General features: G+C 46.9%; 18 protein-coding genes and 1 other annotated feature. Of the genes, 17 read left to right on the forward strand and 1 reads right to left on the reverse strand.

The window, feature by feature from the left end:
* Positions 1–27 precede the first annotated feature (27 nt).
* The 12 genes from DWX28_RS08395 to pgeF all read left to right on the forward strand — a co-directional run bounded on the left by DWX28_RS08395 (position 28) and on the right by pgeF (position 12,316).
* Positions 28–933: a YihY/virulence factor BrkB family protein gene (locus DWX28_RS08395; RefSeq protein WP_118252440.1), complete on the forward strand. Its 906-nt coding sequence runs from the start codon at positions 28–30 to the stop codon at positions 931–933.
* Between the two features lies 1 nt (position 934).
* Positions 935–1,157 (forward strand) — a binding site (T-box leader).
* Between the two features lie 66 nt (positions 1,158–1,223).
* Positions 1,224–2,243 carry a phenylalanine--tRNA ligase subunit alpha gene (gene pheS / locus DWX28_RS08400; protein WP_118252470.1) on the forward strand — a complete coding sequence of 340 codons (1,020 nt, stop codon included), beginning with the start codon at positions 1,224–1,226 and terminating at the stop codon, positions 2,241–2,243.
* A gap of 155 nt (positions 2,244–2,398) precedes the next feature.
* A complete protein-coding gene (pheT, locus tag DWX28_RS08405) occupies positions 2,399–4,816 on the forward strand; it encodes a phenylalanine--tRNA ligase subunit beta (protein ID WP_118252441.1) in 2,418 nt (805 codons plus the stop codon).
* Positions 4,816–5,430, forward strand: a complete 615-nt coding sequence (locus DWX28_RS08410) for a histidine phosphatase family protein (RefSeq protein WP_118252442.1) — start codon at positions 4,816–4,818, stop codon at positions 5,428–5,430. The genes pheT and DWX28_RS08410 overlap by 1 nt, the downstream gene beginning before the upstream one ends.
* A gap of 170 nt (positions 5,431–5,600) precedes the next feature.
* A complete protein-coding gene (locus DWX28_RS08415) occupies positions 5,601–7,232 on the forward strand; it encodes a MotA/TolQ/ExbB proton channel family protein (protein ID WP_118252443.1) in 1,632 nt (543 codons plus the stop codon).
* A 14-nt stretch (positions 7,233–7,246) separates the two neighbouring features.
* A complete protein-coding gene (locus tag DWX28_RS08420) occupies positions 7,247–8,263 on the forward strand; it encodes an OmpA family protein (RefSeq protein WP_118252444.1) in 1,017 nt (338 codons plus the stop codon).
* A gap of 121 nt (positions 8,264–8,384) precedes the next feature.
* Positions 8,385–8,732, forward strand: coding sequence for a 50S ribosomal protein L19 (rplS, locus tag DWX28_RS08425; RefSeq protein WP_022215307.1), 348 nt, complete (start codon positions 8,385–8,387; stop codon positions 8,730–8,732).
* A 90-nt stretch (positions 8,733–8,822) separates the two neighbouring features.
* Positions 8,823–9,416, forward strand: a complete 594-nt coding sequence (gene lepB, locus DWX28_RS08430; protein ID WP_118252445.1) for a signal peptidase I — start codon at positions 8,823–8,825, stop codon at positions 9,414–9,416.
* Between the two features lie 7 nt (positions 9,417–9,423).
* Positions 9,424–10,281 carry a ribosome biogenesis GTPase YlqF gene (gene ylqF, locus DWX28_RS08435; protein ID WP_022215309.1) on the forward strand — a complete coding sequence of 286 codons (858 nt, stop codon included), beginning with the start codon at positions 9,424–9,426 and terminating at the stop codon, positions 10,279–10,281.
* Complete coding sequence (locus DWX28_RS08440) at positions 10,282–11,037, forward strand: ribonuclease HII (RefSeq protein WP_118252446.1); 756 nt, start codon at positions 10,282–10,284, stop codon at positions 11,035–11,037. It abuts the gene before it with no gap.
* Positions 11,038–11,091: 54 nt separating this feature from the next.
* Complete coding sequence (locus DWX28_RS08445) at positions 11,092–11,442, forward strand: YraN family protein (protein WP_118252447.1); 351 nt, start codon at positions 11,092–11,094, stop codon at positions 11,440–11,442.
* Between the two features lie 22 nt (positions 11,443–11,464).
* The gene (gene pgeF / locus DWX28_RS08450; protein ID WP_022215311.1) at positions 11,465–12,316 is read left to right on the forward strand and encodes a peptidoglycan editing factor PgeF; all 852 of its coding nucleotides are present in this window, start codon (positions 11,465–11,467) and stop codon (positions 12,314–12,316) included.
* A gap of 95 nt (positions 12,317–12,411) precedes the next feature.
* Here pgeF and DWX28_RS08455 read toward each other — a convergent pair whose 3' ends face one another.
* On the reverse strand, positions 12,412–13,584 hold the full coding sequence (locus DWX28_RS08455; RefSeq protein WP_022215312.1) for a ribose-phosphate pyrophosphokinase: 1,173 nt from the start codon (positions 13,582–13,584) through the stop codon (positions 12,412–12,414).
* Between the two features lie 167 nt (positions 13,585–13,751).
* On the opposite strand from DWX28_RS08455, the gene DWX28_RS08460 reads away from it, so the two are divergent.
* Genes DWX28_RS08460 through DWX28_RS08480 form a run of 5 tightly spaced genes read left to right on the forward strand, consistent with a single transcriptional unit; the run spans position 13,752 to position 19,455 of the window.
* Positions 13,752–15,134: a DUF512 domain-containing protein gene (locus tag DWX28_RS08460; protein ID WP_022215313.1), complete on the forward strand. Its 1,383-nt coding sequence runs from the start codon at positions 13,752–13,754 to the stop codon at positions 15,132–15,134.
* On the forward strand, positions 15,097–16,422 hold the full coding sequence (der, locus tag DWX28_RS08465; RefSeq protein ID WP_022215314.1) for a ribosome biogenesis GTPase Der: 1,326 nt from the start codon (positions 15,097–15,099) through the stop codon (positions 16,420–16,422). The genes DWX28_RS08460 and der overlap by 38 nt, the downstream gene beginning before the upstream one ends.
* Before the next feature lie 5 nt (positions 16,423–16,427).
* Positions 16,428–17,078 carry a glycerol-3-phosphate 1-O-acyltransferase PlsY gene (gene plsY / locus DWX28_RS08470; protein WP_022215315.1) on the forward strand — a complete coding sequence of 217 codons (651 nt, stop codon included), beginning with the start codon at positions 16,428–16,430 and terminating at the stop codon, positions 17,076–17,078.
* 11 nt (positions 17,079–17,089) lie between these two features.
* Positions 17,090–18,097, forward strand: a complete 1,008-nt coding sequence (locus tag DWX28_RS08475; RefSeq protein WP_022215316.1) for an NAD(P)H-dependent glycerol-3-phosphate dehydrogenase — start codon at positions 17,090–17,092, stop codon at positions 18,095–18,097.
* Positions 18,091–19,455 (forward strand): MATE family efflux transporter, encoded by a 1,365-nt coding sequence (locus tag DWX28_RS08480; protein ID WP_022215317.1) that lies wholly within the window; start codon positions 18,091–18,093, stop codon positions 19,453–19,455. Before DWX28_RS08475 ends, DWX28_RS08480 begins: the two co-directional genes overlap by 7 nt.
* Positions 19,456–19,514 lie beyond the last annotated feature (59 nt).

The following is a 19,514-nucleotide window of genomic DNA, read 5'->3' on the forward strand; positions in this document are numbered from 1 at the left end:
AAATTTGCTGATACCAGGAGAAGAAATATGGAAGAGAAGAAAGCCAAAAGCACGGTACAGTTGATCCTGGGCTTTATGGACCGGACCAAAAATGACCATATCGGTGCTTACGCTGCACAGGCGGCATACTTTTTGATCATGTCGTTTATTCCCTTTGTGCTGGTTCTTACCGCACTGATCCAATATACCCCGCTGACCTATCGGATGCTTCGACAGGTTATTATCGGGTTTGTTCCGACAAACCTTCAGGATTTTGTACTCAAGATCATTGCAGAAGTATTTACCAAGAGCGCAGCGGTCGTGCCGATCTCAGGTGTTTTTGCTCTGTGGTCCTCCTGCAAGGGTATGCAGTCACTCATTACGGGACTGAATGTGATCTATCATGTCAAAGAGACCCGAAACTGGCTGATAAACAGACTGTATTCTATGCTGTATATGTTTCTGTTTGTGATCGCAATTATCATAAGCCTTCTGCTTCTTGTCATGGGAAACCGGATCCATGCGGTGCTTGTGATTCATATGCCGTTTCTGGGGAAAGTCCTTGGAAGGATATTGAGTGCCAAGACATTTCTTGTATTTGTAGTATTGTTTCTTGTATTTCTGGTGCTGTACCGTTACCTTCCGAACCGTAAAGCATCGCTCAAGAGCCAGATTCCGGGAGCTTTTATCATAGCTGTCGCGTGGTTGCTGTTTTCGTACTTTTTTTCGCTGTATTTTACATTTTTCCCGAATTTCAGCAACATGTACGGAAGTCTGTCGGCACTGATCATGGTCATGCTGTGGCTCTACTGCTGTATGAACCTTCTGCTTTACGGTGCAGAGATCAATGCTTATTTTGAGAATCAGTTCCGTCAGGCACAGATTACTTTATGGCAGATGGTCAAAAAAAATCTTGACAGATTTTTCACTATGTGGCATAGTAAGAAAAGATAAGTCAAAGGCTTTGAAGGCGTTTCAGGGAATTGTTTCCTTTCAGAGAGAGGGAGTCAGCGGCTGTAAGCCCCCTTAAGTTCAGACAGTTTCTTATTTTCCCGCCGGAGCTTCATCTTTGAACTATTTCAGTAGGAGATGACGTTGATGCGCGTTAAGCATGACTCGAGTGCCTGCTCTTTAGCAGGAAACAGGGTGGTACCGCGGATAATGACTCCGTCCCTTTTTATGTGGGACGGGGTCTTTTTTGATGCTGTAATAAATAAACAAAAAGGAGATACAAAACCATGGATATGAAGGAAAGACTTCAGGAACTGGCAGAAGCAGCCAGAAAACGGATCGAAGAATCAGACGGTCCGGATAAACTGAATGAAGTAAAAGTTGCTTACCTTGGCAAAAAAGGTGAGCTGACAGCAATCTTAAAAAGTATGAAAGATGTTGCTCCGGAAGACCGTCCGAAAGTAGGACAGATGGTTAACGAGACAAGAACCAGGATCGAGGAACATCTGGAAGCAACCAGAAAGAAACTGGAAGAAGCACTTCGCGAAGAAAAAATGAAAGCAGAAGTGATCGACGTTACACTTCCTGCAAAAAAGGCAATGATCGGACATCGTCATCCGAACAGCATCGCACTGGAAGAAGTAGAGCGTATCTTTATCGGAATGGGCTACGAAGTAGTCGAAGGTCCGGAAGTAGAATATGCAGACTACAACTTCACCAAACTGAACATTCCGGAAGACCATCCGGCAAGAGACGAGCAGGATACTTTCTTTATCAATGATTCTATCCTTCTTCGTTCCCAGACTTCCCCGGTACAGGCACGTACCATGGAAAAAGGCAAACTTCCGATCCGTATGATCGCACCGGGACGTGTATTCCGTTCTGACGAAGTAGATGCAACACATTCCCCGTCTTTCCATCAGATCGAAGGTCTGGTCATCGACAAGAACATCACATTTGCAGACCTTAAGGGAACTCTTCAGGAGTTTGCACAGGAATTGTTCGGACCAGAGACAAAGACAAAATTCAGACCACATCACTTCCCATTCACAGAGCCAAGCGCAGAGGTAGACGTTTCCTGCTTCAAGTGCGGCGGCAAAGGATGCCGTTTCTGCAAGGGTTCCGGCTGGATCGAGATCCTCGGCTGCGGTACTGTTCATCCAAACGTACTGAGAATGTGCGGCATCGACCCGAATGAATATACAGGATTCGCATTTGGTGTAGGTCTTGAGCGTATCGCACTTCTCAAATATGAGATCGACGATATGAGACTTCTGTATGAGAACGATGTACGTTTCCTTAAACAATTCTAGTGTGCTGTCTCATTGACTTTCAGTTAAATAACGCAGAATGTTTTTTCATCGACAAGGCGACTGAACGAGGCGATGCGGTGGCATCGTTGAGCGAAGTACACTAGTTCAATTCTTGCATAGTCTATTATGAAAAATTCGAAAGGTGGATATAAAACATGAATACATCAATGTCCTGGATTAAAATGTATGTGCCGGATCTGGATGTAACAGCCCAGGAATACACAGATGCCATGACACTGTCAGGAACAAAAGTGGAAGGCTTCGAAAAACTGGATGCAGATCTCGACAAGATCGTGATCGGACAGATTGACAAAATAGAAAGACACCCTGATGCAGACAAACTCATCATCTGCCAGGTAAACATCGGAACAGAGACCATTCAGATCGTAACAGGTGCCCCGAATGTCAAAGAAGGAGACAAAGTACCGGTCGTTCTGGACGGCGGACGTGTTGCAGGCGGTCATGACGGCAAAATGACTCCTGGCGGCATCAAGATCAAAAAAGGTAAACTCAGAGGCGTAGAATCCTGCGGTATGATGTGCTCCATCGAAGAACTTGGAAGCACAAGAGAAATGTATCCGGAAGCTCCGGAATACGGCATCTACATTTTCCCGGAAGATGCAGTTGTAGGCGAGAGCGCGATCAAAGCACTCGGTCTTGATGATGTTGTTATTGAATACGAGATCACATCCAACCGTGTAGACTGCTACGGTGTACTTGGAATCGCAAGAGAAGCAGCAGCCACTTTTGACAAAAAATTCGTTCCTCCTGTAGTAAAAGAAACAGGAAACGACGAAAAAGCATCTGACTATGTCAAAGTTACCGTAGAAGATCCGGAACTTTGCCCGAGATATACAGCAAGAGTTGTCAAAAACGTCAAGATCGGACCATCCCCGAAATGGATGCAGAGATGTCTGGCTTCCAACGGAATCCGCCCGATCAACAACCTCGTTGATATCACAAACTATGTTATGGAAGAATATGGCCAGCCGATGCATGCATACGATCTGGATACCATCGAAGGCAGAGAGATCATTGTACGCCGTGCAAAGGCAGGCGAGAAATTTGTAACTCTGGATGGTCAGGAACGTGAGATGGACGACCAGGTTCTGATGATCTGCGACGGCAAGAAAGCAGTCGGCATCGCCGGAATCATGGGTGGAGAAAACTCCATGATCACAGACAATGTACACACGGTACTTTTTGAGGCAGCATGCTTCAACGGAACAAACATCCGTCTTTCTTCCAAGAGGATCGGACTTCGTACCGATGCATCCGGTAAATTCGAAAAAGGTCTTGACCCGAACAATGCCAAAGCAGCAATCGACCGTGCATGCCAGCTTATGGAAGAACTGGGAGCAGGTGAAGTCGTAGGCGGAATCGTAGATATCTGTAACGAGACAAGAGAACCTTCCAGAGTACCGTTTGAGCCGGAGCGCATCAACGCACTTCTCGGAACAGACCTTACAAAAGAAGAAATGCTTGCATACCTTGCAAAAGTAGAACTGACTCTGGACCCGGAGACAAATGAGATCGTAGCTCCGACATTCCGTCAGGATATCCACTGCATGGCAGACGTGGCAGAGGAAGTTGCAAGATTCTTCGGATATGACAAGATTCCGACCACACTTCCGACAGGAGAAGCTACCACAGGAAGACTTCCATTCAAACTCCGCATCGAGAACGTGGCAAGAGATATCGCTGAGTACTGCGGATTTTCAGAGGGAATGACCTACTCCTTCGAAAGCCCGAAAGTATTCGACAAACTTCGCATTCCGGAGGATAGCGACCTTCGCAAAGCGATCACAATCAGCAACCCGCTTGGAGAGGACTACAGCATCATGCGTACAACAACTCTGCATGGCATGCTTTCTTCTCTGGCAACAAACTACAACAGAAGAAACAAAGGCGTTCGTCTGTATGAGATCGGCAAAGTATATCTGCCAAAAGCACTGCCGCTGACAGAACTTCCGGATGAGAGAACACACTTCACTCTTGGAATGTACGGCGCAGGAGACTTCTTTGATATGAAGGGCGTTGTAGAAGAATTCTTCGAAAAATCCGGAATGAAGAAAAAAGTCCACTACACACCGGACAGCAACAAGACTTATCTGCATCCGGGCAGACAGGCAAACATCAGCTACGAAGGCAAAGTAGTCGGTTACCTCGGAGAAGTTCATCCGATCGTTGCAGATAACTATGGAATCGGTGAGAGAACTTACATCGCAGTCATCGATATCCAGAATATCCTTGAATTCTGCGGATTCAACCACAAATTTACAGGAATCGCCAAATATCCGGCAGTTACCCGTGACTTAAGTATGGTTGTTCCGAAACATGTCCTTGCAGGACAGATCGAGGATGTCCTTGAGCAGAGAGGCGGCAAGATCCTTGAATCCTACCAGCTCTTCGATATCTACGAGGGTGCACAGATCAAACCTGGATACAAGTCCATGGCTTATTCTGTGGTATTCCGTGATCATGAAAAGACTCTTGAAGAAGCTGAGATCACAACAGCAATGAAGAAGATCCTGAATGGTCTGACAGACCTTGGAATCGAGCTGAGAAGCTGATGAAACTTTATGTTGTACGGCACGGGGAAACTGTGTGGAACAAACTTCATAAGGTACAGGGAACAGCAGATATCCCGCTTGCCGAAAATGGAATCCTTCTTGCCGAAAAGACAGGGGAAGCATTAAAAGATGTTTCTTTTGACCTCTGTATCACCAGCCCGCTCATAAGAGCCAGAAAGACAGCCGAGCTGATCCTTGAGAAACAGTCGGGAAAGGTTTCGGTGATCGAGGATGCAAGGATCCAGGAGATCAACTTCGGTGTCCTGGAAGGTGTCGTGTGCATGAACGATGCGCGTGAATATCTGGATCCGCAGATGGAGAAGTTTTTTACAGATCCATGGAACTTTGAACGTCCGAAGGATGGGGAAAACATTCAGGATATCCTCACTCGGACAAAGGACTTCTGGGAAGAACTCATCCACGATCCCGCTCTTCAGGATAAGACGATCCTGATCGCATCTCATGGATGTGCGGTAAGAGCACTTCTTCATAATGTATATAATGATCCGAAGGATTTCTGGCATGGTTTTGTTCCTCCAAACTGCAGTGTCAATGTAGTTGAGGTCACAGATGGCAAGGCCGTTCTTCTGGAAGATGACAAAGTATATGCATAAATAAAACGAAATAAGACAGCCTGGAAACTTTTTGACAGAGTTTCCGGGCTGTTTTTGTGTTATCCGGGGAAAATGTGTCTAAAGTGTGAGACTTTTGGTAAAGTGGAGAAAACAACTTGTTCACAAAAAAGTGGTATGATATGATAAGAAACAGAAATAGGAGGTAAGCTATGAGAAAAAAAGCGTTAAATGTAATACTTTTTCTGGCAGTTGTGATCGCGGCTGTCGGAATGACACTTTATGTTGGCCGCGGAGCTGCCAGCATACTGGTTTACAACTTCTGCTTTCTGGGAATTATGGTGATCGCTTATGCGGTGGGAATGTTCGGCGGAATGTTCCGCATGAATGACCTTTCCAGAGCATTCCGTGATGCGGCAGATGAGCTTAAGGATATTTTTCAGTCACCAGGCAAGATCGATACAAGCAAGCTTTCTTCCCTGAACGGCATTTTTCATCACCGTTATCTGGATGACAAGATGCAGGCATTCACCGATACGATCTCTCAGAGTCAGGAGGGAATTGGTGATATTGAGGAATATTTGAATGAGGAAGACGTGGATGAACACATTCACAAGAGGCTTCTGGAAATGGTGCCGGATATCTTTACCAGCCTTGGTATCCTTGGTACTTTCGTAGGTCTTGTATGGGGACTTAAGAACTTTGAACCAAGCAACTATGAGGCGATGACAACTTCCGTTGCGTCTCTGGTAGATGGTATCAAGGTTGCGTTCCTGACTTCTATTTATGGTATTGCGATGTCCATCGTTTACAGCTGTGGCATGAAATCAGAATATTCTTCTCTGACATCCAATCTCCAGAGATTTCTGGATCGTTTCCATACATATGTCATGCCGACTGCTGAGAGCGAGTCCATGAACATTCTGGTTGCAAGCCAGAAGAACCAGACAGCAGCCATGGAACAGATGGCAGAGAAATTCTCTGTGCAGATGGCAGACAGCTTTGAGAAAGTCATCACTCCGACTTTCCAGAAGATGAACGATTCTCTCGATGTGCTGGTCAATTCTGTCACCAGATGCCAGGAAGATGCGATCAAGGAGATCCTGGATACGTTCCTTAAGGAAATGAATCTTTCCTTCAAGACACAGTTCGAGGATTTTGGCAGAGCACTTACACAGCTTAAGGATGCACAGACGGATAATACGAATTACACGACAAATCTCTATCAGTCCATGAGTCGTCAGTTAAGTGAGGCCTATGCGGAGCATGAGCATATGATGAGAAGCATGCTTGAGGATACCAGCGCCGCTCAGAAGGATTATCTGGATATGGCTGGCCGCATCCTCAAGGACAACCAGGCGATCCAGAAGGAACAGCAGGCAGATTATCAGCACCTTGCGGATTATCTCAAGGAAGCAGAATCTTCTTCCGCGAAGTTCTGGGTTGCATGTAACCAGACTATGCAGAAATATGTCGAGGCGGCTGCACAGGGAATGGATAAGATTACAGCATCCGGCAAGCGGAATGCAGAACTTGCACAGGCAAATCAGCAGGTTGTTGCAGAGTTCGATGCGAGACTTCAGGAATTTATGAATTACCAGAAACTGTCTTACAAGACCATGGATCAGGTACGCCGTCTTCTTGCGGATATTTCCGCGGCAGGAAGCAGCAAGAATGTGACACTGACTGCCGGACAGATGACACAGAAGCAGTCTTTCGACAAATTAGAAGAACTTCTGGAGCAGCAGGGAGATCAGCAGCAGGCGCTTCTTGAAGAATTGAACCGCAATTTACGCGAACTGACCAAGGGAGCACAGAAAGGCAAATTTGGTATATTCAGATAGAATAGGAGAATCAGATGCGCAGAAAGAAAAAATCAGAAAACAACGGCTTCAATGTCTGGCGTTCTTATTCTGATATGATGGCAGGTGTCCTTCTGCTTTTTGTGCTGATCATGTGTGTGACCCTTTTTCAAGCCCAAAAAAGCTACAACGAGAGTATCCAGGAGAGAGATGACAAAATCGCTCTTCAGGAAGAATACACACAGCAGCTTCTGGACAAGCAGACTGCCCTCGATGAGAAGGAAGGAACGATCCAGAATCAGGACGAACAGCTCAAGAGCCAGGATGAACAGCTCAAGACACAGCAGGAAAAACTGGATGAGCAGCAGCAACAGCTGACTGCACTGGCGGCCAAGCTCAAAGAACAGGAAGCAACACTCAAGAACCAGCAGTCCGCTCTTGATACCAAAACTGCACAGCTTAAGAGCCAGCAGGAACAGATCGACCAGATCATCGGTGTCAAGGCAGAGGTTATCGAGGCACTGAAGAATGAATTTTCCAAAAATAATATCAATGTAGATATCGATGCACAGACCGGTGCGCTGACGCTGGAAGCAAGTGTCATGTTCGACTATGACCAGGCAGAACTGACCGATGCCGGTAAGCAGGCACTGGAGCAGATCCTTCCGATCTACTGTAAAGTTCTTCTGCAGGATGATTATATGAAGTATCTTGCAGAGATCATCATTGACGGTTATACCGATACAGACGGAGATTACAGCTATAACCTCCAGCTCTCCCAGCAGAGATCTCTGGCGGTGGCTCAGTATCTTCTTGATATTCAGGGGAATTTCCTGGATTCCACACAGTCAGCGAACCTTCAGAATTATCTGACAGTAAACGGGCATTCCATGGCGAATCCTGTCCTTGACGCAGATGGAAATGTCGATAAGGATGCATCCAGACGAGTGGAGATCAAGTTCCGCCTGAAGGATGAAGAGATGATCGATGAACTGAATCAGATCATGAGCAGTTCTTCAGATACTGCTTCTGCGGATACTGCTTCCTCTTCCGACAATACATCTGCGAATTAAATAAAAAACTTCTTGCAATTAAGAATCTTTTATAGTATAATCGTACATGTTGTAAAAACGATGGTCCTCTGTTACAAGATTATGTATTAAGAACATCCAGATAAGAATAGGAGAGAATAAAATGAACGACATTATCAAAAACATTGAGTCTGCTCAGTTAAAAGCAGAAGTACCGCAGTTCCGCGTTGGTGACACAGTAAGAGTACATGCTATGATCAAAGAGGGAAACCGTGAGAGAATCCAGATCTTTGAGGGAACTGTTCTTAAGAGACAGGGCGGAAGCACAAGAGAAACTTTCACAGTAAGAAAGAGCTCCAACGGTGTTGGTGTTGAGAAGACATGGCCGCTTCACTCCCCACACGTTGTTAAAGTAGAAGTTATCCGTCAGGGTAAAGTTCGCCGTGCTAAGCTGAACTACCTGAGAGATCGTGTAGGTAAAGCTGCAAAGGTTAAAGAACGCGTTAGATAATGTATTTTATCTGAAAATTTCAAAAGTTTTAAAAGCAGGGACAATAACGAACAGCTATTGTCCCTCTTTTCCATTATGGAGAGAACAGTTATGGATATAAAAAACTGGAAAGAACATCCCAAAGTCCTGGAACTGAGGGCGAAACTGGAGGACCGCAAGACCCGGGGAATCCTGAAATGGGCCTTTCAGATCACCGTGACACTTGTGTTTGCAGCAGTTGTGGCATTGATGATGTTTCAGACTGTGACAATGCAGGAGAATTCTATGGAACCGACGATCTCCGTCGGTGACCGTTTTTTTGTAAATAAAGCAGTATATAAGTTTTCTTCGCCGCAGAGAGGCGATCTGATTGTTTTTCGGACGAGTGCCAGTGATGATGCGGCTCTGCATATCCGGAGAGTGATCGGGCTTCCGGGGGAACGGATCCAGATCTCGAATGGCAAGATCCTGATCGACGGCAAAGAATGCGAAGAGGCAAACCAGTTTCCTGAGATCACGAATCCGGGGCTGGCTTCCACTACAGTAACACTGGAATCCGGGGAGTATTTCGTCCTGGGAGACAAACGGAACAACAGTGAGGACAGCCGATATGCAGATATTGGAAATGTGAAGAAACGATACATTGTCGGTAAGCTGTGGTTTACCTGCTCGCCGATGAAGAAGTTTGGTTTTATGAAAGGTTAAGACAGATATGAATATACAATGGTATCCTGGTCATATGACCAAGGCAAAAAGACAGATGCAGGAAGATTTGAAACTGATCGATCTGATCATAGAGCTGGTAGATGCCAGAGTGCCGCTTTCCAGCAGGAACCCGGATATCGACCAGCTTGGACAGAACAAATCCCGTCTGATCCTTCTGAACAAGGCTGATCTCGCAGACGAGAGACAGAATGAAGCATGGAAGGAATACTTTCAGAGCAAGGGCTTTTATGTAGTCAAAGTCGATTCACGCAGTGGTTCGGGAATGAAAATGATCCAGAACGTGATCCAGGAGGCCTGCAAAGAAAAAATCGAGCGTGATCGCAGAAGAGGGATCAAGAACCGTCCGATCCGTGCGATGGTAGCCGGAATCCCGAATGTTGGTAAATCCACATTTATCAACACCTTTGCCGGAAAAGCCTGTGCCAAGACCGGAAACAAACCGGGTGTGACCAAGGGTAAACAGTGGATTCGCCTGAACAAGAACGTAGAACTTCTGGACACCCCGGGAATTCTCTGGCCGAAATTTGAAGACCAGCTTGTAGGAATCCGCCTTGCCTGTGTCGGCTCTATCAAGGATGATATCCTGAACATCGAGGAACTGGCTCTCTGGCTTCTCGAGAAACTGAAAAAGGATTATCCGGGAGCCCTTGAGAAACGTTATGGGATTTCTGAGGAGGGAACTCCACTTGAGACACTTGAGGCGATCGCCAGAGCGAGGGGCTGCCTGAAACGTGGAGAAGAACTGGACTATGTGAAGACTTCCGGGCTGATCTTCGACGATTTCCGCGGAGGCAAGATCGGACGCATTACCCTGGAATGGGCAGGACAGCAGGAGAATAATTAAATGCAAAAGATAGGCGAGATCAAAGAAGAATTTGCCGCAGCCAGTGAAGGTCAGTGGGCAGATCTGTGTGCAGGTTACGCGGAGGACCAGAGAAGCGGCGTACAGAAGATCGTTTCTCAGTATCAGAAGAAATTGGAGAATCTTGAGAAGGAAAAACTCCGCATGGAGCAGATGATGCAGTATGAGCATGAATATGAACATCTGGGATGCCTCTGCGGTATTGATGAGGTTGGAAGGGGACCGCTTGCAGGACCGGTGGTTGCCTGCGCAGTGATTCTGCCGAAGGATCATGATATCCTTTATCTGAACGATTCCAAGAAACTGACAGCACACAAGAGAGAAGAACTCTATGATGTCATCATGGAGAAAGCTGTCGCGGTAGGCATCGGCATGGCAAGTCCACAGAGGATCGATGAGATCAACATTCTCCAGGCGACTTATGAGGCAATGCAGGAGGCAATCAGTAAGCTTAAAGTCACTCCGCAGCTTCTTCTCAACGATGCAGTGACGATTCCGCAGGTGACGATCCCGCAGGTTCCGATCATCAAGGGAGATGCCAAGAGCGCATCCATTGCAGCGGCCAGCATTGTTGCCAAGGTCACAAGGGACAGAATGATGGTTGAGTATGACAAGACTCTGCCGGGATACGGATTTGCTTCCAATAAGGGCTATGGCTCATCGGAGCACATTGAAGCCCTCAAGAAATATGGTCCGTCCCCGATACACAGAGCAAGTTTTATCACACACTTCGTATAAAATTTTATAAATACCAAAGATACCGACACATAAAAAAGAAAAGAGCGGGCGCGTATCAACAAACGTAAAGTAGGCAGTCGTCATGAAGAACAGGCGGCTGCCTTTCTGGAAAAACAAGGGCTTAAGATCCTTGAACACAATTTTTTCTGCCGGGGAGGCGAGATTGACCTGGTTGCGAAAGACGGAAAATATCTTGTCTTTGTAGAAGTGAAATACCGGGCGACAACAACTTCCGGAGAAGCGGCAGCAGCCGTAGACTTTAAGAAACAGCGTCGGATCAGCAGGGCGGCACAGTTTTATCTGCTCCGTTATGGATATGGGGAGCCTCCATGCAGATTTGATGTGGTGGCAATTGACGGAGATGAGATCCAGTGGATCAGAAATGCATTTGATTACTGCGGATAAAATGCAGAGAGGAGAGTACACGATGATAAAGATAAAATGGCATCAGGAAAACGAACCCAGGATGCATGTGAATACAAGAGAAGGTGTAACGTATCTTACCTATCCGGAATTTGACAGACTGCCGGGATTTGTGCATGCATTCAGCACCAGACTTGGCGGTGTCAGTGAGGGAATCTATTCTTCTATGAACTTAAGTTTTACAAGAGGTGACAAAGACGAGGCGGTAAGAGAAAATTATCGCAGACTGGCAGATGCAGTCGGTTTCAAAATGGAAGATATCGTGACTTCTGACCAGACACATACAGCAAATGTGCGCCTTGTCACAGAAGAAGACCGCGGAAACGGCATCACGAAACCAAGACCGTACACAGACGTGGATGGGATGATCACCAATGTACCGGGGCTGGTCCTTGCGACATTTTACGCGGATTGTGTGCCTCTGTACTTTATCGATCCGGTGCACCGAGCGATCGGACTTTCTCATTCCGGATGGAGAGGAACGGTGGCAAAGATCGGGGAGGTCACAGTTCGAAGGATGCAGGAAGAATTCGGCTCTGACCCGTCGGAGATCTACGGCGCAGTCGGTCCATCCATCTGCCAGGACTGTTATGAAGTGAGTGAAGATGTGATCGAACAGTTCCGCGCTGCTTTCCCACAAGACAAGTGGGATGCTCTGTTTTATGGTAAGCCGGATGGCAAATACCAGCTGGATCTCTGGGAGGCAAATCACCAGATCATGCTGGGAGCAGGCTTGAAAGAAGAGCATATTTCCATGCCAAATCTGTGCACCTGCTGCAATCCGGAATTCCTTTTTTCGCACAGGGCTTCCCATGGCAGGAGAGGAAATCTGGGGGCATTTCTGGGGATCCGCTGATAAGATACAACTAACAACTGCACAGGCAATAAAAAACGGGCTGCATACAGTACAAAAACTGTATACAGCCCGTAAATATACATGTAAGAGAAAAATCAGCGTTTGCTTACTTTTTCCATCAGCTCCATGATCTTTTCGTTGCTGGAACGAACTTTCTCTACAGATAAGTCATGGTTGATGATGTCCATGATACTTGCAAGGTATTTGCTCATGTTTGCTTCGACGTAATATGGTCTTGTGAGCAGTTCAGGATCACGGTAGTTCAGGTTGGTGGTGATAACCTTGTCGATCCAGCCTTTCTCATAGTATTCATCGAATTTCTTGAGACCGTCTGTGAACAGACCGTAAGTAGTACAGATGAAGACACGCTTTGCTTTACGTTCCTTGATCTGCTTGGCAACATCGAGCATACTCTCTCCGGAAGAGATCATATCGTCGATGATGACAACATCCTTGCCCTCTACGGAATCTCCGAGGAACTCATGGGCAACGATCGGGTTCTTGCCGTTGACAACGGTAGAATAATCACGACGTTTGTAGAACATACCCATATCAACACCGAGAATGTTAGAGAAATATACTGCTCGTGACATCGCACCCTCATCTGGGCTGATGATCATCAGATGATCGTTGTCAAGCTTGAAGTCCTTGACTTCTTTAACCAGTGCTTTGAGGAACTGGTAGGTCGGGAAGAAGTTATCAAATCCGTTGAGCGGGATGGAGTTCTGTACACGTGGGTCATGCGCATCAAAAGTGATAAAGTTGGAAACGCCCATATCACTTAATTCCTTGAGCATCAGTGCACAGTCAAGAGATTCTCTCTTGGTACGGCGGTGCTGACGTCCTTCGTAAAGGAACGGCATGATGACGTTGATACGATGAGCTTTGCCGGTAGCTGCGGAAATGATCCTCTTGAGATCCTGATAATGGTTGTCCGGTGACATGTGGTTCTCATGACCGCATACGGTGTAAGTTTCTGTGTAGTTGGTGATATCTACCATGATAAAGAGATCGGCACCACGTACAGATTCTTTGATGTAACCCTTGCCCTCGCCGGTACCGAAGCGGACGCATTCGCACTCGACAAGGAAAGAAGGAAGGCTGTATCCCTGTGGTACAGTGCTCGGTTTCTTCTTTGCTACAAGTTCTTTACGGAATTTTACAAGTTTCTTGTCAACCTCTTTTGCAAGATCCTGACATCCGGCAAGTGCTGCAATACGGATGGGAGCAACCGGGGTCGCTTTTTCAAGTAACTCTATATTTGGCATAATATTCCTCCTAGGTATAGTTTTTCAAACTGAGTCCTACTACATTTATAACATTTGACCTAAATCCCGTCAAGGAATTTATTGATTTTTACCCGGAGAATTGTTATCATAGTAATGATCCGGATATGGACGAAGGCATATCCGAATGACAAAAAGAAAGGAACACCATGAAAAAAAAGAAACATAAGATTTCCAAAGTTCTTCCTGGAAGCATCGGCGAGGAGCTGGAGCTGGAGCCGGGAGATGTGCTGGCAGAGATCAATCATCAGGCGGTGGAGGATGTTTTTGATTACCGTTATCTGATGAACGATGAATATATAGAACTTCTTATAGAGAAAGCCAACGGAGAGATCTGGGAGCTGGAAGTGGAGAAGGATTATGATGAGGATCTGGGAATAGAGTTTGAGAATGGCCTGATGGATGATTACCGTTCCTGTAGCAACCATTGCATGTTCTGCTTTATCGACCAGATGCCGCCGGGAATGAGGGAGACTCTCTATTTTAAGGATGATGATTCCAGGCTTTCCTTCCTGCAGGGAAACTATGTGACATTGACGAATATGAGCCAGGAGGATATTCAGAGGGTGATCAAATATCACCTGTCTCCGATCAATGTTTCTTTCCAGGCAATGAATCCGAAGCTTCGCTGCAAGATGCTCCACAATCGTTTCGCGGGGGATGCCCTCAAGAAAGTGGACCAGCTTTACGAGGCGGGGATCACCATGAACGGACAGATCGTTCTGTGCAAGGGAGTCAACGATGGTGAGGAACTGGAGTACAGCCTGGAGAAACTTTCTGCATATGCGCCGGTCCTTCAGAGTGTATCAGTGGTCCCAGTAGGCCTGACGAAATTCCGTGACGGACTTTACCCGCTGGAAAGTTTTGAACGTGAGGATGCGATCAAGGTTCTCGAACAGATCCATCGCTGGCAGCGCAAGATGTACAAGGAACATGGAATCCATTTCATCCACGCTTCTGATGAGTGGTATATTCTCGCAGGACTGGAACTTCCGGAGGAAGAGCGGTATGATGGTTATCTTCAGCTTGAGAACGGAGTGGGAATGCTGAGACTTCTGGATACAGAGGTCAGACTAGCTGTTGAGAAACGTACGGGAGATGAGAAACCAAGATCCATTACCGTTGCGACCGGCAAGCTGGCAGCACCTTATATCGAGAAATGTCTCGAAAAGATTTCCACGAAATATCCGAATCTTGAATATGAAGTGATCACGATCAGGAACAATTTCTTCGGCGAAAAGATCACAGTTTCCGGGCTTATCACAGGCACCGACCTGAAAGAACAGCTTTCGAACCGCAAGCTGGGTGAGAGAGTTCTGATCCCGTGCAATATGCTCAGAAGCGGTGAGAATGTTTTTCTGGATGATCTGACCGTGGATGATGTTTCAAAGGCAATTGGAAGAGAAATCGTAATCGTAGAGGAAGACGGGGAAGATCTGGTATCTTCTGTACTGGATCCCGTTCAGAATAAAAAACAGACAAGGAGACAAATGTATGAGCAAACCAGTAGTAGCAATAGTGGGCAGGCCTAATGTCGGCAAATCCACGTTGTTTAACGCCCTGGCAGGCGAAATGATATCTATTGTAAAAGATACACCGGGTGTGACCCGTGACAGAATTTATGCTGATGTGACATGGCTGGACAAATCCTTTACCATGATCGATACTGGCGGAATTGAGCCGGACAGCGGTGACATCATTCTTTCTCAGATGAGAGAGCAGGCACAGATTGCGATCGACACTGCCGATGTTATCGTATTTATCACAGATGTACAGCAGGGACTTGTGGATTCTGATGCGAAGGTTGCAGATATGCTGCGCCGCAGCCAGAAACCGGTCATTCTTGTTGTAAACAAGGTAGACAGCGTTCAGAAATATATGATGGACGTTTATGAATTTTATAACCTTGGTATCGGAGAACCGATACCGATCTCCGCAGCCAACCGTACCGGACTTGGCGATATGCTGGATGAGATCGTCAAGGAATTCCCGGAAGGACTTGACACAGAAGAGGACGACGACATTCCGAAGATCGCTGTTGTAGGTAAACCGAACGTAGGTAAGTCTTCCTTGATCAACCGTCTGCTTGGTGAGGACCGTGTGATCGTATCCGATATTGCAGGAACTACAAGAGATGCCGTCGATGCCAAAGTCAAATGGCAGGGCAAAGAATACATCTTTATCGACACCGCAGGACTCCGCCGCAAAGGCAAGATCAAAGAAGAGATCGAGCGTTACAGCGTGATCCGTACTGTGACAGCAGTAGAGCGTGCACATGTTGTCGTGATCGTGATCGATGCGACAGAGGGTGTCACTGAGCAGGATGCTAAGATCGCCGGAATCGCACATGAGCGCGGCAAGGGCGTTATCATCGCGGTCAATAAATGGGATGCCGTTGAGAAGGACGACAAGACCATCTACAAACACACAAACCGCATCAGAGAAGTGCTGGCGTATATGCCGTATGCAGAACTTGTTTTTATCTCTGCCAAGACAGGCCAGCGTCTGCCGAAGCTTTTTGAGACCATTGATGCAGTTATCGAGAACCAGACACTCCGTATCCAGACCGGTGTTCTTAATGAGATCCTCGCAGAAGCCGTTGCCATGCAGCAGCCGCCGTCTGACCGTGGCAAGCGTCTCAAGATCTTCTATATGACTCAGGTTGGAGTGCGCCCGCCGACATTCGTGATCTTTGTAAATGACAAAGAACTGATGCATTTCTCCTACACCCGTTACATCGAGAACAAGGTAAGGGATGCATTCGGTTTCCGCGGCACACCGCTGAAATTTATTATCCGTGAACGCGGGGAAAAGAGTTGAATGAAATGACTGAACGTTTGATATGCCTTCTGGTAGGTTATGTTTTTGGACTGTTCCAGACTTCTTATATTATTGGAAAGATGCATAAGACAGATATCCGTGAACATGGAAGTGGCAATGCAGGAACCACCAATGCCCTGCGCACGTTTGGCAAAAAAGCCGGCGCGATGACGCTTCTTGGCGACTGCCTCAAATGTGTGCTGGCGATCGTGGTCGTGCGATTGATCTTCCGTAACTCTGCCGCTGGTGTCATGCCTCTGCTTGCAATCTATGCGGCAGCAGGCTGTGTCCTTGGTCATAACTTTCCTATCAACCTTGGATTCCGCGGCGGAAAGGGAATCGCGGCATCTGTTGGATTTCTGATCGCTTTTGACTGGAGAATTTTTGTCCTCTGTGCGATCGTGTTCTTTGTGATCTTTTTCCTGACACATTATGTTTCACTGTGCTCATTAAGCTGCTATATGGTTGCACTGATCGCACTGATCGTGCGCGGCGAGCATGGTGCTTACGGGATGGACAGACCACACACCCTGGAGATGTACGGGGTGATGGTGTTTCTGACCTGCCTTGCGTTCTGGAGACACAGAGCCAATATCGTGAGGCTGGTACGCGGAGAAGAAAACAAAGTACTTGTCGGAAAATCAAAGAAAGGTTAAAAGGTAGCATAATGGCAAAAATCAGTGTATTGGGAGCAGGAAGCTGGGGAACTGCACTTTCGGTCCTTCTGAGCAATAATGGACATGAGGTTCGTCTCTGGTCCAGATTTCAGGAAGAAGTAGATGCTCTCAAAGAAACGAGAGAACTTACTTCCAAACTGCCGGGGGTACATATCCCGGAGAATATCGATCTTACTGCAGATGTGAAAAGTTGCGTGGAAACCGCAGAAGTGATCGTTCTGGCTGTGCCGTCCCCATATATCAGAAGTACATCGAAATTGATGGCAGCTGATGTAAAGGAAGGACAGATCATTGTCAATGTTGCCAAGGGAATCGAAGAAAAGACCCTGATGACCATGACAGACATCATCAGCGAAGAGATCCCGGCAGCAGGCGTCTACGTGCTTTCCGGACCGAGCCACGCAGAGGAAGTGGGAAGAGGGCTTCCGACGACCTGCGTGATCAGCGGACCGAAGAGAGAGACAGCAGAGTATCTCCAGGGGATTTTTACAAGTCCTGTATTCCGCGTTTATACGACACCGGATACGCTCGGCGTAGAACTTGGAGGCTCACTCAAGAATGTAATCGCACTTGCGGCAGGAACCGCAGACGGACTTGGATATGGAGACAACACCAAGGCGGCTCTGATCACACGAGGGATTGCGGAGATCGCACGCCTTGGAACGAAGATGGGCGCCAGAGTGGAGACTTTTGGAGGGCTTTCCGGGATCGGAGATCTGATCGTAACCTGCGCGAGTGTCCACAGCCGTAACCGCAAGGCCGGCTATCTGATCGGTAAGGGATACACGATGCAGCAGGCAATGGATGAAGTTCAGATGGTCGTCGAGGGCGTTTATTCCGCCAAGGCAGCCAAGAGCCTTGCTGAGAAATACGAAGTAGAGATGCCGATCATCATGGAAGTCAACAAAGTCCTGTTTGAAGACAAACCAGCAGCCGACGCCGTAAGAGACCTGATGCTCCGCGACAAAAAAGTAGAAACACCAATGCTGCCATGGTAAAAACAGTCAAAAAAGACGATTTTTACCGGCAGATGTTCAAGCTTGCGATTCCGATCATCATTCAGAACCTGCTCAGTGCGGCAGTAAACTCATCGGATGTGATCATGCTGAATTATGTAGGACAGTCTGCGATCTCGGCAGTATCACTGGCAGCAAATTATTCTAACATTCTGTTTATGGTATATTATGGACTGGGCACTGGAGCATCCCTTTTGTGTGCACAGTACTTTGGCAAGAAAAACATGCAGGCGATCCATGCCGTAGAGGGAATTGCCCTTCGCTTTTCGCTTGCAATCTCAGTACTTGTGGCACTGGCTGCATTTACCATGCCGCAGAGGATGTTATTATTATTCACTTCAGATCAGGAACTGATCGCGATCGGATCTTCTTACATACGGATCATGGGGATCACCTATCTCTGCTGGGGAGTGACAGAAATCTACCTTGCGATCCTTCGAAGCATCGGCCGCGTGACGATCAGTATGACATTGAATATGCTGGCATTTGGACTAAACATTCTGTTGAATGCCGTTTTTATTTTTGGACTGTTTGGAGCACCGAAGCTTGGAGTGACCGGTGTGGCGATCGCAACGGCATCTTCCAGGCTGATACAGCTCGTTGCCTGCGTGATCGTATCTTTGTTGAGCAAAGATGTAAAACTGAATCCAGCTTATATGTTTATCCGAAGCAAGACGCTGCTGAATGATTTCATCCACCTTTCTCTCCCGGCACTTGGAAATGACCTTTCCTGGAGTGTGGCTTTTTCCATGTATTCTGTAATTCTGGGACATCTTGGAACAGAGGCGGTGGCAGCCAATTCACTGGTTACTGTTGTTCGAAACGTAGGATCTGTTTTCTGCTTTGCGATCGCGAGTGCAGGAACGATCCTTCTCGGCAGAGTGATGGGACAGGAAGAACTCGAGAAATCCAAATCCTATGCGTCCAGAATGCTGAAGATGACAGTTGTAGCAGGAGCAGTAGGAGGTGTGATCGTACTGGCGGTAACTCCGTTTGTACTGAGATTTGCATTTCTGAATGATACGGCAATGCACTATCTGAAATATATGCTCCTGATCAACAGCTACTATATCATGGGATCTGCGGTAAACACAGCGCTGATCGCCGGGGTTTTCCGTGCAGGAGGCGATACGAAATTCGGTCTGATCTGTGATACGATCGATATGTGGGTCTATGCAGTACCGCTTGGATTCTTTGCGGCGTTCGTGCTGAAGCTTCCGGTGCTCTGGGTATATTTCCTTCTGTGCACCGATGAATTTGTAAAATGGCCATGGGTCATCCGTCATTACCGCAAGGGAGAATGGGCAAAGAATATCACAAGAGAAGATATCTTCGAATAACTGAATGTAAGGCTTAAAAAAGCCGGTCGATCATACACAAAAGGTGATCAACCGGCTTT

Origin of the sequence: Blautia sp. AF19-10LB, assembly GCF_003461245.1 — a bacterium.
Lineage (GTDB): Bacteria > Bacillota > Clostridia > Lachnospirales > Lachnospiraceae > Blautia_A > Blautia_A intestinihominis.